Below are 14207 nucleotides of genomic sequence, written 5' to 3' on the forward strand. Positions count from 1 at the left end.
CGGTCAGGCGGCTGCCTGGTCCGGCAGCAGCCCGTGCACGACATCGACGATGTCCTGTACGGTGCGCACGGCCTTGAACGCTTCCGGCTGCAGGTTGCGGCCAAGCAGCGGCTTGAGCTGCACGATCAGGTCGACCGCATCGATGCTGTCGATGTCCAGGTCGTCGTACAGGCGGGCCTCGGGGGTGATCCGGGCGGTTTCGATCTCGAAGCTGTCGGTCAGGATGCTGACGATGCGTTCGAACAGTTCATTCTTGGTCATGGCAATTCCTGGCGCCGTTACGACTGGCGGGCGGCGACGAACTCGCCGAGCGCGCGCACGCTGGAGAAATGGCGACGGGTTTCTTCCGAATCGGCCGAGAGGCTGACACCGTACTTCTTCTGCAGCGCCAGGCCCAGCTCCAGCGCGTCGATCGAATCCAGGCCGAGGCCCTCGACGAACAGCGGCGCGGTCGGATCGATGTCCTCCGGCGTGATGTCCTCCAGCGAAAGGGAGGAAATGATCAATTCCTTGATCTCGTGCTCAAGTGCTTGCACGGGGCGGCTCTCCAGACAGGTCGAAATAACGAGAAAGGTGCTCGGTAACGCGGCGTGCCGCCAAGGCATCCCCCCTTGGCGAGTCGTCTTCGGCCAAGAAAGGCGCGATCGGGATATCTTCGCCGATCTGCAGCCGAACGTGAAAGCGACGTGAGGGGACACGATACCACTTCTGCCCCTTGGTCAGGGTTGGCGGGGTGCAGGTGATCCGCACCGGGGTGATGTCCAGGCGGCCGCGCACGGCGATGTTGGCCGCGCCCCGCTGCAGGCGCGGCGGCTGTCCGGGCACGCTGCGGGTGCCTTCCGGGAAGATGACCAGGGTGCCGCCGGCCTGCACCGCTGCTACACAGTCGTCCACCAGGCCAGCGCCATCATCGTTGGAGATGTAGCCGGCCGCCCGCACCGGACCACGCATGAACGGGTTGCAGGCCACGGCCCGCTTGACCACGCAATCGGCGTTGGGCAGCAACGAAATCAGGCAGACCACGTCGATCAGGGTGGGGTGATTGGCCAGAACCAGCAAACCGTCGCGCTGCAGGCGTTCCCGGCCTTCGATCTGCAGGGTCATCACCCCCAGCCGGCACATCAGCCGGACATGGCTGGCAAAGGCGGCCTGGACCACGCGCCGGGCGCGCCGGCGACGCGCCACCGGGTCGCGCATCAGCAGCAGTACCGGCATCACCAGAACGCCGAGCAGCAGCCCGCCCAGGCCAAATGCGACGAAACTGAGACCGGTGCCAAACACCCGCCAGGCATGGTCGAGGCGGCGCAGCAGCTCAGCCACGGCGTCTCCAGCACCAGCGCTGGCCGTGGGCCACGTGTTCCACTGCCGGCGCGCCGGACAACAGGAACCGGTGCAGGTCCAGCGCATGCGGCAGCAGGCCGGGCGGCGTGCTGGCCTGGCCGGCGGCCGGCTGCCACTGCAGCGACAGCGTCGGCCGGCCCTCTGCCGGGGCGGTCATGCGCCAGCACCATGCAAAGAACGGGTCGGGTTCGTCGGCGAACGTCGCGTAAATTTCAGGAAGCGGAGATTCGTAGACCACCACCCGCACCTCGCGGGCGCCATCGGCCAGCAGGCCGACAGCCTCCAGGCACGCGGCCTCGACCGTGGCCTGGCCGGCAGCCAATGCCAGGTAGTTGCCGCGGTGGCCGCGGGCGATGGAGTACAGCGCGGCGATCGCGTTGTGCACGGACAGGCCGAATCCGGTCGGCGACAACGGCTGGTCGCTGACCAGCGCGCCCAGCAGGTCCATCGAACGGGCCACGTCGCCGTGGCGGCTGGCGAACACCAGCGGCACGTCACTGTCGGCACCCTTTCCGTCCTCGCACCAGCACGCGGCCTGGATCGCCATGCGGCCCAACCGCTCGATGCGCCGTCGCTGCATTGCCGGAACCTCCGCCAGTGCCGGCGTATCCCCGCCATGCGGCAGGTACGGCGCATCGGCCCAGCCCAGCCACTGGCTACGCTCGCTCAGGCCGGGCGCCCACGCAGCCCAGTCGACGATGGAGAATTCAATCATTTAGCGTTGGTGCTTCAACGGGAGAACGATAGGCACGAGCCATTACGGCGACGCGCGGCGGCCCCCATTCCTGCAGCCGTGCGTCCGTCCAGGACGTCGCCGGCTGCCCCCCTGGCCGCCGGAAAGGAGCGCACGCTAGCACGTCCCGCGCAGGGTGTGCAGGTTTCACATTCCCCAACGCGGGGCCTGGCAACAGCCGGCCCCGTCTTCAATCGATCAGTGGTAACCGGTGTCGGCGTGCACCTTGCCGCGGAATACCCGATAGGACCAGGCCGTATAGCCGAGGATGACCGGCAACAGAATGACCAGCCCAACCAGCGTGAAGCCCAGCGACGACGCAGGCGCGGCGGCCTGCCACAGGGTCATCGACGGTGGCAGCAGATAAGGCCACATGCCCAGCACCAGGCCGAGGAAGCCGAGCACGAACAGGGCCAGGCTGAGCAGGAACGGCGGCAGGTCACGGCGCGGGTGGGTGGCACTGCGCCACAGCGCAGCCGCCACCGCCAGGGTCAGCAGCGGCACCGGCGAGAGCCACCAGAAGTTGCCGTCGCTGAACCAGCGCGCCATCAGCCGCGAATCGAGGAACGGCAGCCAGCTGCTGACCAGGCCCATCGCCGCGATCACCGCCACCACCAGCGGGCGGGTCATCTGCCGCGCCAGCGCCTGCACGCGCCCTTCGGTCTTCAGGATCAGCCAGGTGCTGCCCAGCAGCGCATAGCCGGCCACCAGCGCGGCACCGGTCAACATCGCGAACGGGCTGAACCAGGCGAACGGGCCCCCCTGATAGACACCGTCCACCAGCGGGATGCCCTGCACCAGGGTGCCGAGGATCACGCCCTGGGCGAAGGTCGCCAGCAGCGAACCGAGGCCGAACGCCACGCTCCACAACCGGCGCGAACGATGCGCCTTGAAGCGGAACTCGAACGCCACGCCGCGGAACACCAGCGCCACCACCAGCAGCAGCACCGGCAGGTACAGCGCCGACAGCAGCACCGCATAGGCCTCCGGGAACGCCGCCAGCAGGCCGGCGCCACCGAGCACCAGCCAGGTCTCGTTGCCGTCCCAGATCGGGGCGGCGGTGTTCATCATCAGGTCCAGCTGTTCCTCGTCCTCGGCAAACGGGGCGAGGATGCCGATGCCGAGCACGAAGCCGTCCAGCACCACGTACATCAGCACGCCGAAGCCGATCACCGCGAACCATGCCACCGGCAGCCAGGTCATCAGGTCCATGTCAGCGCTCCTCCAGCGGTTCGTCGGCGGCCGACAGCGGGCGTGCCGGGGTGTGGCTGCCGTGGTCCAGCGATGGCCCTTCGGCATACGGCTGCGGTCCATGGCGCAGGATCTTCACCAGGTACCAGATGCCCCAGCCGAACACGAACGCGTAGCCGACCACATAGACGCCCAGCGACAGCGCCGTCATCCACGCGCTCTGCGGGCCCGCCGCATCAGCGGTGCGCAGCACGCCGTACACCACCCACGGCTGGCGCCCCATCTCGGTAACGAACCAACCCGACAGCAGCGCGATGAAACCGCTGGGCAGCATCCAGTTCCAGCCACGCAGCAGCCACGGCGAATCCAGCAGCTTCCTCCGCCACAACTGGAAGGCCGACACCCAGGCCAGCAGCAGCATCAGCGTGCCCAGCCCAACCATGATGCGGAAGGCGAAGAACACCGGCGTCACCGGCGGCCGCTCGCTGGCGGGCACCGAGGTAAGAGGATCGAAGGTGCCGTCCAGGCTGTGGGTGAGAATCACGCTGCCCAGCTTCGGGATGGCAACTTCGAAATCGTTGCGCTCTTCCTTCTCGTTCGGCAGCGCGAACACCACCAGCGGCACGCCCTCGCCTTCCCTGGTTTCATGCCAATGCGCTTCCATCGCCGCGATCTTCATCGGCTGATGCTTGAGCGTGTTCAGGCCGTGCATGTCGCCGACGAAGATCTGCACCGGCACGGTCAGTGCGGCGAACGCCACCGCCGCGACCAGCATGCGACGCCCCGCTTCCACGTGCGTGCCCTTGCGCAGGTACCACGCGCCCACGCCACCGATCACGAAACAGGTGGTGATGAACGAGCCCAGCGCCATGTGCGCCAGGCGATAGGGGAACGAAGGGTTGAACACCACCTGCCACCAGTCCACCGGATGCACGATGCCGTTGACCATCTCGTAGTCGGCCGGTGTATGCAGCCAGCTGTTGGACGACAGGATCCAGAACGTGGAGAACAGCGTGCCCAGCGCCACCATGCAGGTGGAGAAGAAGTGCAGGCGCGGCGAGACCCGGCCCCAGCCGAACATCATCACGCCGAGGAAACTGGCTTCCAGGAAGAACGCGGTCAGCACCTCATAGGTCAGCAGCGGGCCGATGACCGTGCCGGCCACCTCGCTCAGCCGTGGCCAGTTGGTTCCGAACTGGAAGGCCATGACGATGCCGCTGACCACGCCCATGCCGAACGACACCGCGAAGATCTTCTGCCAGAAGAAATACAGCTCGCGCCACACGGGCAGCTTCGTGCGCAGCCAGCGCCATTCGATGAAGGCCAGCCAGCTGGCCGTACCGATGGTGAAGGCAGGGAACAACACGTGGAAACTGATGACGAATCCGAACTGGATCCGGGACAACAACAACGCGTCCAAGGGACGCCTCCTGCCTGTGACCGGTGGGATACCGGACCACTTTAGGGGGATTTCGTTAAGGTGGGATGCGACCGGGTGACGCGCTGCTTCACTTTGTCGCAGGTGAAGCAGGGTGACAGGATGAATGGGCTACAGGGGCTTCAGCAAGGTCAAGGGCGGCTCCTTGGCGATTCGCAGGGCCCGGGGTACCAGTGCGGTCAAGCAGGCCGCCATCACCAGCACGACAGCGCTCGATATCGAGAACCACGGTGAACCTGTGATGCCGTCCTGCGGCGACCCTACCCACTGCAACGACAACGCGCCGAGCAGGGTACCCAGCGTGGTGAACACTGAAACCTCGAACATGATTTCGGCAAAGATCACGGATCCGCGAGCACCCAATGTCCGTCGAACCCCAATGGAGTGCCGGCGCTGATCAAGCCATGCACCTACAACTCCGGAAACTCCGGCCATCAGCACACCGAGAACAACGGCCGTCATGACCGCGAGCACGGTCGTAGCGAAGCGATCAGCTTTGACGTAGGCGTCGCGATATCCCGCCAGCGTCTCGACACCGGCTGGATTCACGATCCGATAAGGGCGCTGCAGCGCATCGCCAATGCGATCAAGCGAAGAACGATCAACCTCCGACCTCCACTTCACCAGATAATAGCGACTGGCGCCCATGGGAAGGCCTGGAAGCAGCGCCCACTGCGAGTCCCGCTCATTGCCTCCTGGTGCCGGTCCAGCAACAGACGCAAATACGCCCACGATGACCCGGCTGCTGCCGGGGCCGAAATACAGGTGCCGGCCAACAGCACTCTCCGTTCCGAACAGACGAGCAGCCAGCGCTTCGCTGATCAGCACTACCGGAACACCTTCAGCCATGTCGTCCTCTGTGGCATCCCGTCCCAGGACGATTCCCGCGCCCAACATCGCCAGCAAGCCAGAGCTTGCAGTTGCCACGGGAATGCGATCACATCCAGCTACGTCTGTCGTGCCCGCGTTCATCGAGTACGCCATGGCTGACTCACTGGTGCATACGCCGTATCGATGGGCTCTTCCCCCGAACGGAACAGCGTCGCTCACAACCGTGTCCTGAACACCGGGCAGCCGGATCGCAGACAGGTCTGCCCGCAGCACTGCTGCATCCGCGCCGTCTTCGACATCCGAGACCCTGACCACACCAATCGACCCTGCCTCCCGGATGCTCCCGGTGTTCAATCTGGCGAAGCTGTCCAGCGCGGATTGCAGTGCGAACGCACATGCCAGGCCTGCAAGCGCTGCCTGGACTGCAAGCAGTGCGGCACTTCCCAAGTGTCGTCGGGTCTCCCTCATCGAGTCGAACATTTCAGGCAGCCCCCTTCGCGAAGGCACTCGACAGGGAGCTGACCCTGCAGATTTCAAACGATGGGACCAATGAACAGAGCAACGTCGTGACGACTCCCAGGCCAGCGGCCATCAGCATTGCCCCAGCATGCATCGCCGTTATCGCGCTGGGCAGAACGTCTCCCGCAGCAACCAACCGGATTCCCAGCGTATAGGTGACGACAGCGAGCGCACTGCTTGCGGCTCCTGCCGCGATGGATTCCCACATGAGCTGGATGAACACGTCCCGGCGTCGCGCACCCAGTGCACGTCGTATCGCGAGCTCCCGCCGACGGCGCCCCAGGCTGAAGCTCAGCAGCGCCGCCGCGTTGACGATGCACACACCGAGAAGGATCAGTGACAGCCGAAGCTGCATCCTGGCCCGCTCCGGAACCAATCCCAGCCTGTCCAGCCAATCCATCAACGGCCAGAGTGCCACCTGCTGGGTGCCTGGTTCGATCCGAAGGCCCTTTGCCTGCGCATAGGCATTCAGACTCGCGCGGTAGGCGGCGACATCATCTGCGGTGGGCAGCCACGCCCAAAGTTGAAGCCATGAAACGTTTGCCCCTGCAAGATCCGTGTCCTGGTCCCCCCCCCAGATCGCCGTACCGTCCACAACAGTCAGCTTGTCTGCGATTGCGGTTTCAACCGGCAGGTAGATCTCGTCAGGTTCCACAAACGGCCGGCGTGTGAGATCTCCCTGAAACATCGGCACCGGATGCCAATCCTCCGCGACACCCACAACGGTATAGGTGCGTCTGCCCAGTTCCAACGGATGGCCAACGCAGTCCTGCGCACACTCGCGCTCGGCGAGCGCACGCGACAGGACCACTATCCGACTCGCAGCATGCCCCTCCTCAGCGGTCCATGCCCGCCCTTGAACAACGGCAATGCCAAGGACACTGAAGACTTCAGACGTGGCGAACCTCGCACGCAGCCTTGCGCTGAACTCTCCCGGCCGGGAGAGCGTCACCGCCCCCCCCGCCATTGCTGCCTGCTTCCACGCCCGGCCCTGGTTCAGAAGCACCTTCGCGTCTGGCCAGGTCAGTGCCTGGCCCGGATCCGGCGAACCCCTGCGCAGTGCATCTGGACGCGCGTCAAGGTACGGGCGGAACAATGCCGAGCTCCGGCCTGGCGCGGGATCCGACGATGCCTGGAGAACAATGGAGAGCATCACGGTCGTGATCCCTACCCCTGCACCCAGCATGAGAGCGATTGTCAGATGAGTGCCGATTCGTTGCTTGAATCGAATCAACGACATCTTGATGTAATAACTATGCACCTACCCTCCTTGGCCCTTGCAGAGCCCTCAACTTCAACTCGACGGAACTCCACGTAGAAGAAGTTGCTCTCTTTCTCTTAGCTCACCTACTCCAGCCATGTATGGACTGCAGGCGCAGAAGGTCAGGTTTTCGTCCTCTTGGTACACTAGGATCTCGCCCATCCTGCTGTCGAACAGTTCCCGGCATGCGCATACGAGAGCGGGAAAAGCCCCAAGATCCGCCTTGGGTCGCCCCCTTGGGAAACTCAGTGCGAACGCTTCTCCGTGATAACTACATATGATTGGGATGCCTTGCGGCTGTTCGACGAAAAATGGATGCCACTGCTGCTCCCCTTCTGCGACATCAGAATCACCATTCCACCGGAAGTAGGACCAGACTGACTTCTGTACGAATTTTTCCAGATGCGACATATCGGGCATTCGATGACCGAACCCAAAAGCGAACCGTGGCGTTTTGATGTCTTGGATACGCTCGGAAAGAAGCTTCCACTGCACATTCAGGGGGAGAAGTGATCTACTCACTCCGCGAGGGCCAATTCCGTGTGCAAGTGCGTGCGCTCGCGACAGAACCGAACCCAAAGCCATGTGTGCCCAGTTCTCATGCAGACCGAACGCACGAAGACGCTTTCCAATCTCGGTGCAAGAGAGATCGAAGACTCTGTTGATGATGTAGGCGGACCGCATGCTAGGAACCGATTCTTCCACTACAGGTTCAATGATCTCAGCCTCCTGAACGCACCAACTTCGAGTCAGCTCATCCAGATGGATCACACTCACACCCTGAACATTTCTCAGCACGGCTGCGACTACGTCTTCCGGATCGGAGTGGATAACAATGGTTGGAATCTTCATGCCACGCTCTCCAGCATTTCCCTTGGCACTCTTTGGCTGTACTCGGCCCTGATCTCCTCCTGAATGTCATCCACGACCGTCATCAGTTGCAGCGAGGCGGGTGACTCCAGTACGAATAGCGTCGATATCTTCCGTTCTATGAAAAATCCGCCTGCCACGTGCATCAGTCGTCGCTTCATTCTCCTCCCGGCTTCTTCTCCAATCCCAGCACCGAGACCAACCAACCTCCCGAGAAGATGATGGATGGCGTAGTAAACAAAGACCGCGTGCGCCAGTGAATGGTTCGGGATGAAGTTACCTGACCATGGTGAAACCGGGCGAACTCTGATTGCACCTGACATGAACTTCCCATGCACCTCTTCATAGGCGGAGAGGTACGAGTGGATGGACTCATGCAGAATTGCCTCTGCACAGATATCCACAGTCATTTCCGGCCTGTGGACATTGAGGATTCGGATACAACCTGCATGAATCGGCCGATACTCGGATCCAAGATTCAGAGGTGACTCCTGATCACCCCACTCGATCGACTTCCTCACGAGCACACGCCTTGTGAATGTTCGAATCAGGAGACCCAGATGTGGAGTGGCTTCGTCCACCAGCCTTATGGCTGCTTCCAGCTTCTCTTGGATTACGGCAAGCTCTTCTGATGAGATGCTCAGGAATGGATTGCAGAACGTTCCGCTCTCTGGCTCGTGTCGACGCGCCAGCCCACTATCCACGTCCAGAGCGATCACACCTCCCACCTTTGCGCGCTCGACCTTCTCTAATCCGGATTCATGCCGCCTGACCACCCACTCCCCAAGGGGGCTTTCAACTCCCTCCCCTTGGTGACGTTCGCCCATTTCGTTATGGATGGGAGCAACTGGACACTCCGCCATTGCGGCGAGATGAAGCGCTTCGATGGTCGTGACAGGCCTTCCATCTGTATCTTCATGGGAGGCTCCACCTGGATCATCCATGAATCCGGAAACCCACGGGGAGCCAAGCAACCTTCTTCTCGCCGCTGGATCCAACTGCTTGAATGTCCTTTCAAAACTCTCAACACGCTCTTGATTCTCAAGTCGCTCATCCCTGAATTTTGAAAGAGCCTCACCCAAACGACGCGGAGTCATTTCAAACCATGCGTCCAGCAGCACCGAGCAAACGTCAACCGTTCTGCATGGATCTTCAATTGCTCTCCTGAGATCCTCTATGGAAGTTCTCATCAACCTCTCCTTGGTGACGGACGGCCACCCCCAATGGGCGACCGTCCGCGTTCTTAGACGTTGAACTTCTGGGCGTCAGGAATTGCGTGCGCAAACTGGAGCTCTTCTGCATCACCTGACGAGTAGTGACCGCAGTGGGTACCACCGCTTGAGTAGTTGGTACATTGAACACCCGCGATCTCGTTGTCGGCGGCTTCTTCTTGCAACTCCGCCCCACTGACGAGAGTAATGTACAGCACAGAGGCGTTCTGGATCTGCGTGAGATCGTTGGACGCACTTCCCTGCGACGCAGATGCGATTCCGGATAGACCAAGCATTGCAATGAGTGCCGGAGGAAGAAGCACGGACTTGCAGATCTTCGACATTATTCAGCTCCTTTGAAGTTGATACTGCTGGATATGGCCGTGAGCTTGCGCGGCTCCTGGCCAGCGTCAGCGATTGCTGACGATTTAGACTTTTCCAGCAGAGTCATCGACATCAATAGCAGCAGATTCCTTTGCAACCATCCTCAGTGCGGAGATCTTCTCGTAGCGTCTGGAGATGACGCAATCCGTCGGATGCAGGGGATTCTCCGAATCAGCGACATTGGGAATGGCGGAGGAAAATTCACGCCGGATACGACTGACAATCGATTAATTCCAGAAGTACCAGACAGCCCCCGCCACCAACGCTCCCAGCAACACCACCTGCACCACCACATAGCCCACGCCACTGTCGCTCGACTCAGCGGCAATGCGCTTCTGCAGCGCCTCGCTCACATCCGGTGTTGCGTCCTGCTGCGCCTGCTCACGCAATGCCTGCACCAGCGCGCGCTTTTCCGCATCGCGAGGGTCGGTCGGTGGGTTCACAGCAGCTCTCCGGCGGTGGCATGCCGCGTCAGTTCCTGCTTCAGGACCTGGCGCGCGCGGTGCAGGTGGCTCTTGATGGTACCGCGTGCCAGCCCGGTCACCTGTTCGATCTCGGCCAGATCGAAATCCTCCAGGTAGTGCAGGCCGACGATCAGGCGCTGCGGTGCACTCAGCCGTTCCAGTGCCGCGCCGAGCTGACGACCGGCCTGCAGCGCCTCGCTCAACTCGGCCGGTCCGGGGCCTTCATCGCCGATCCCCAGTTCCTCCGGCACCTCCACCGCCACCATCCATTGCGCCTCCAACCGCCGCCGGCGCAGGTGCTGCAGTGCAGTGGTGTAGGCGACCCGGGAAACCCAGGTGCGCAGCGAGGATTCAAAACGGAACCGGTGCAGCTGGCGGAACACGGCCAGGAAGGTTTCCTGCAGCAGGTCAGCGACCTGGTCGCGGTCGCCCACCATGCGTCCGATCACATGCGCGCAGGTGCGCTGGTGGGTCTCCACCAGCTGCGCGAAGGCCGACTGCGAGCCATCGATGATGGCCCGCACCAGGGCCTGGTCCGCGTCCAGCGGTTCGGCGGGGGCTGCCGTCGCCGCTGCATCGTGGCGGCGACGGCCCCGCAGTGCCGACAACGCTTCGCCGAGCAGGCTCATCCGCGGGGCGCCCCCTGTGCCCGTGGCATGTCCTGGCTCAGCCCTTGCGTGCGGCAGGACGGGTGAAGTGCCAGGCCAGCAGCTGGCCGAGGCCGGCACTGCCGACCAGCGCGGCAGCGGCACCAAAGGTCAGGTCACGGACACCGATGGCTTCCAGCAGGGCCATGGCCAAGGCCAGGCAGACCAGGCTGATGCCCCAGCGCAGCGCGCCCTGGCGGCGGCGCTCCTCTTCCAGCACCGCCAGCGAGCGGATCACCTCCTCCGGCACGTGCGGGGCCACCAGCTTGCTGCGCGCGCGGGCATCGGCAATGGCATGGATCGCGTAGGCGATGCAGATGAAGAGGGTGATCGGGATCAGTTCCTGCATGGTCGGGCTCCTGTTCGGTGGATGATGCGGGTTCAGGAGAATGGATGCGTGGCCACGGCAACCGGTTGCAGCATTTTGCCGATTCCGCTGCCATGACCTGTGGCCCCTGCTCCGGGCCCGGACGGCTGCTACCCTTGCCCGGTTTCCCCTTCCGGTGCCGTCCGCCCATGTCCCGAGTGCTGCCCCTGTCCCTCCTGCTGTCGGCCGTGCTGGCCGCACCGGCCGCGCATGCTGCGCCCACGCCGATCACCATCGAACAGGCCATGGCCGACCCGGACTGGATCGGCCCGCCGGTCGAGAAGGCCTGGTGGTCGTGGAACAGCCAGCAGGTGGAGTACCAGCTCAAGCGCAACGGCAGCCCGGTGCGCGATACCTTCCGCCAGCCGGTGGCCGGTGGCGTGGCCGCGCAGGTGGCCGATGACCAGCGCGGCACCCTGGACGTGGCCGAGCCGGTCTACGACCGCAGCCGCAGCCGCAGCGCCTTCGTCCGCAATGGCGATGTGTTCGTGCGCGACCTGCGCAGTGGCGCGCTGACCCAGCTGACCCGCAGCAACGAGCGCGCGGGCAACGTGAACTTCGCCGCCGACAACGGCGTGATCTGGCGCGTCGGCCAGAACTGGTTCCACTGGACCGCCGCCAGCGGCGTGCAGCAGGTGGCCAGCCTGAAGGCCGAGAAGGACCCGCGCACGGCGCCGAAGGCCGACGTGCTGCGCGACCAGCAGCTGCGCACGCTGGAAACCCTGCGCCGCGACCGCGACCAGCGCGAAGCCCTGAAGGACCAGGACCAGCGCTGGCGCCAGGCCGACCCGACCCGCGCACCGGGCCCGGTGTATCTGGGCGCCGACGTGGAGATCGGTGACAGCGTGCTGTCGCCCGACCTGACCCACCTGATCGTGGTGACCAAGCCGAAGGACTTCGATGATGGCCGCGGCGGCAAGATGCCGCTGTACGTGACCGAGTCGGGCTACGAGGAAACCGAGGACACCCGCACCCGCGTCGGCCGCAACGGCTTCGAACCGCACACCCTGTGGTACGTGGACGTGCGCACCGGCAAGGCCGAGAAGGTCTCGCTGGCTGGCCTGCCGGGCATCAGCACCGACCCGCTGGCCGAACTGCGCCGCAAGGCCGGCAAGGACGCGCTGAAGGGCGAACGCAGCGTGCAGGTGATGAGCGACTTCATGGGCGGCGGCATCCGCTGGAGCGCCGACGGCCAGCAGGCCGCAGTGATGCTGCGTGCCAACGACAACAAGGACCGCTGGATCATCAGCGTCAACGCTGCCGACGGCCGCGTGCAGAACCGCCACCGCCTGACCGACAACGCCTGGATCAACTGGGGCTTCAACGATTTCGGCTGGATGGCCGATGGCCGCACGCTGTGGCTGCTGTCCGAGGAATCCGGCTTCTCGCACCTGTACACCCAGGCCGGCACCGCAAAGCCGCAGGCGCTGACCAGCGGCAAGTGGGAAACCTCGGCGCCGGTACCGTCGGCCGATGGCAAGGGCTTCTACTTCCTGTGCAACCAGCAGGCCCCGCATGACTATGAAGTCTGCGCGGTCGATACCGGCAGCCGCCAGGTGCGCGAGCTGACCAGCCTGAACGGCGTGGAAGACTTCTCACTGTCGCCGGACGGCCAGCAGCTGCTGGTGCGCTACTCCGGTGCCTGCCTGCCGCCGCAGCTGGCCGTGCTGCCCAGTGCCGGTGGCCAGGCGCGCGTACTGACCGACACCCGCACCGCCGACTACAAGGCACGCCAGTGGATCCAGCCGAAGCTGGTGGCGGTACCGTCCAAGCACGGTGCCGGCGTGGTCTGGGCCAAGTACTACGAGCCGGAAAACAAGGAACCGGGGAAGAAGTACCCGATCGTGATGTTCGTGCACGGCGCCGGCTACCTGCAGAACGTGCACCAGCGCTACCCGGCCTACTTCCGCGAGCAGATGTTCCACAACCTGCTGGTGCAGAAGGGCTACATCGTGCTGGACATGGATTACCGCGGCAGCGAGGGCTACGGCCGCGACTGGCGTACGGCGATCTATCGCAACATGGGCCACCCGGAACTGGAAGACTACAAGGACGGCCTGGACTGGCTGGTCGACACCCAGCAGGGTGACCGCGACCACGCCGGCATCTACGGCGGTTCCTACGGCGGCTTCATGACCTTCATGGCGCTGTTCCGCTCGCCGGGCACCTTCAAGGCCGGCGCCGCGCTGCGCCCGGTGGTCGACTGGCACCAGTACAACCACGGCTACACCAGCAACATCCTCAACACCCCGGACATCGATCCGGAGGCGTACCGCGTGTCCTCGCCGATCGAGTACGCGCAGAACCTGCAGGACAACCTGCTGATCGCCCACGGCATGATGGATGACAACGTGTTCTTCCAGGACTCGGTGAACCTGACCCAGCGCCTGATCGAACTGCACAAGGACAACTGGTCGATCGCACCGTACCCGCTGGAGCGCCACGGCTATGTGCGCGCCGATTCCTGGCTGGACCAGTACAAGCGCATCCTCAAGCTGTTCGAGCAGAACCTGAAGTGAGCAACGCCGCAGCCACGATCCGCATCGTGGCTGCGGTCATCCTGGATGACCGCGGCCGGGCGCTGGTGGTGCGCAAGCACGGCGCCAGCCGCTTCATCCAGCCGGGCGGCAAGCCCGAACCCGGTGAGGCGCCGCTGCAGGCGCTGGCCCGCGAACTGGACGAAGAACTCGGTGTGCAGCTGTGCGCCGAAACCGCCATCGCGCTGGGCACGTTCGAGGACTGGGCGGTGAACGAGCCCGGCCATCGCGTGCAGGCACAGGCGTGGTGGGTGCGGGTGGACGGCGCGCCACAGGCGCGTGCCGAGATCGCCGAACTGGCCTGGGTGCCGCTGCAGCCGCCGCACGGCCAGCCCTTGGCACCGTTGAGCGAACACCATATCCTGCCGGCCGTCGCCACACGGGTGACGGCCCGCTGACCGCGCGGGCACCGA

16 protein-coding genes are annotated in these 14207 nt (G+C 64.1%); 2 read left to right on the plus strand and 14 right to left on the minus strand.

Annotated elements, in window-relative coordinates; translation table 11 throughout:
* Positions 1 to 3 precede the first annotated feature (3 nt).
* The 14 genes from EZ304_RS10805 to EZ304_RS10870 form a co-directional block, all read right to left on the minus strand.
* A complete protein-coding gene (locus EZ304_RS10805) occupies positions 4 to 261 on the minus strand; it encodes an acyl carrier protein (protein ID WP_005411609.1) in 258 nt (85 codons plus the stop codon).
* Between the two features lie 17 nt (positions 262 to 278).
* The gene (locus EZ304_RS10810) at positions 279 to 536 is read right to left on the minus strand and encodes a phosphopantetheine-binding protein (protein ID WP_005411610.1); all 258 of its coding nucleotides are present in this window, start codon (positions 534 to 536) and stop codon (positions 279 to 281) included.
* Entirely contained in the window at positions 523 to 1320 is a 798-nt protein-coding gene (locus EZ304_RS10815; protein ID WP_099551766.1) for a lysophospholipid acyltransferase family protein, read from the minus strand. Before EZ304_RS10815 ends, EZ304_RS10810 begins: the two co-directional genes overlap by 14 nt.
* Positions 1313 to 2056, minus strand: a complete 744-nt coding sequence (locus EZ304_RS10820; protein WP_142807041.1) for a beta-ketoacyl synthase chain length factor — start codon at positions 2054 to 2056, stop codon at positions 1313 to 1315. The genes EZ304_RS10815 and EZ304_RS10820 overlap by 8 nt, the downstream gene beginning before the upstream one ends.
* A 216-nt stretch (positions 2057 to 2272) precedes the next feature.
* On the minus strand, positions 2273 to 3286 hold the full coding sequence (cydB, locus tag EZ304_RS10825) for a cytochrome d ubiquinol oxidase subunit II (RefSeq protein ID WP_142807042.1): 1014 nt from the start codon (positions 3284 to 3286) through the stop codon (positions 2273 to 2275).
* A gap of 1 nt (position 3287) precedes the next feature.
* The gene (locus EZ304_RS10830) at positions 3288 to 4685 is read right to left on the minus strand and encodes a cytochrome ubiquinol oxidase subunit I (RefSeq protein ID WP_142807043.1); all 1398 of its coding nucleotides are present in this window, start codon (positions 4683 to 4685) and stop codon (positions 3288 to 3290) included.
* 129 nt (positions 4686 to 4814) lie between these two features.
* Complete coding sequence (locus tag EZ304_RS10835; protein ID WP_142807044.1) at positions 4815 to 6014, minus strand: ABC transporter permease; 1200 nt, start codon at positions 6012 to 6014, stop codon at positions 4815 to 4817.
* Between the two features lies 1 nt (position 6015).
* Complete coding sequence (locus EZ304_RS10840; RefSeq protein WP_142807045.1) at positions 6016 to 7314, minus strand: ABC transporter permease; 1299 nt, start codon at positions 7312 to 7314, stop codon at positions 6016 to 6018.
* Between the two features lie 33 nt (positions 7315 to 7347).
* Positions 7348 to 8166, minus strand: coding sequence for a hypothetical protein (locus EZ304_RS10845; protein ID WP_142807046.1), 819 nt, complete (start codon positions 8164 to 8166; stop codon positions 7348 to 7350).
* Positions 8163 to 9374, minus strand: coding sequence for a hypothetical protein (locus EZ304_RS10850; protein WP_142807047.1), 1212 nt, complete (start codon positions 9372 to 9374; stop codon positions 8163 to 8165). The genes EZ304_RS10845 and EZ304_RS10850 overlap by 4 nt, the downstream gene beginning before the upstream one ends.
* A 53-nt stretch (positions 9375 to 9427) precedes the next feature.
* Entirely contained in the window at positions 9428 to 9739 is a 312-nt protein-coding gene (locus EZ304_RS10855) for a hypothetical protein (protein ID WP_142807048.1), read from the minus strand.
* A 267-nt stretch (positions 9740 to 10006) separates the two neighbouring features.
* Positions 10007 to 10222, minus strand: coding sequence for a hypothetical protein (locus tag EZ304_RS10860; protein ID WP_142807049.1), 216 nt, complete (start codon positions 10220 to 10222; stop codon positions 10007 to 10009).
* Positions 10219 to 10872, minus strand: a complete 654-nt coding sequence (locus tag EZ304_RS10865; protein WP_099551772.1) for an RNA polymerase sigma factor — start codon at positions 10870 to 10872, stop codon at positions 10219 to 10221. Before EZ304_RS10865 ends, EZ304_RS10860 begins: the two co-directional genes overlap by 4 nt.
* Before the next feature lie 37 nt (positions 10873 to 10909).
* Complete coding sequence (locus tag EZ304_RS10870) at positions 10910 to 11239, minus strand: hypothetical protein (RefSeq protein WP_142807050.1); 330 nt, start codon at positions 11237 to 11239, stop codon at positions 10910 to 10912.
* A gap of 167 nt (positions 11240 to 11406) precedes the next feature.
* Between EZ304_RS10870 and EZ304_RS10875 the strand changes: the two genes are divergently transcribed.
* Both EZ304_RS10875 and EZ304_RS10880 read left to right on the plus strand, forming a co-directional pair.
* Positions 11407 to 13776, plus strand: coding sequence for a S9 family peptidase (locus EZ304_RS10875; protein ID WP_142807051.1), 2370 nt, complete (start codon positions 11407 to 11409; stop codon positions 13774 to 13776).
* Entirely contained in the window at positions 13773 to 14192 is a 420-nt protein-coding gene (locus tag EZ304_RS10880; protein ID WP_142807052.1) for an NUDIX hydrolase, read from the plus strand. The genes EZ304_RS10875 and EZ304_RS10880 overlap by 4 nt, the downstream gene beginning before the upstream one ends.
* The last annotated feature ends 15 nt before the right edge of the window (positions 14193 to 14207 follow it).

Origin of the sequence: Stenotrophomonas maltophilia (assembly GCF_006974125.1) — a bacterium.
Taxonomy (GTDB): Bacteria; Pseudomonadota; Gammaproteobacteria; order Xanthomonadales; family Xanthomonadaceae; genus Stenotrophomonas; species Stenotrophomonas maltophilia_O.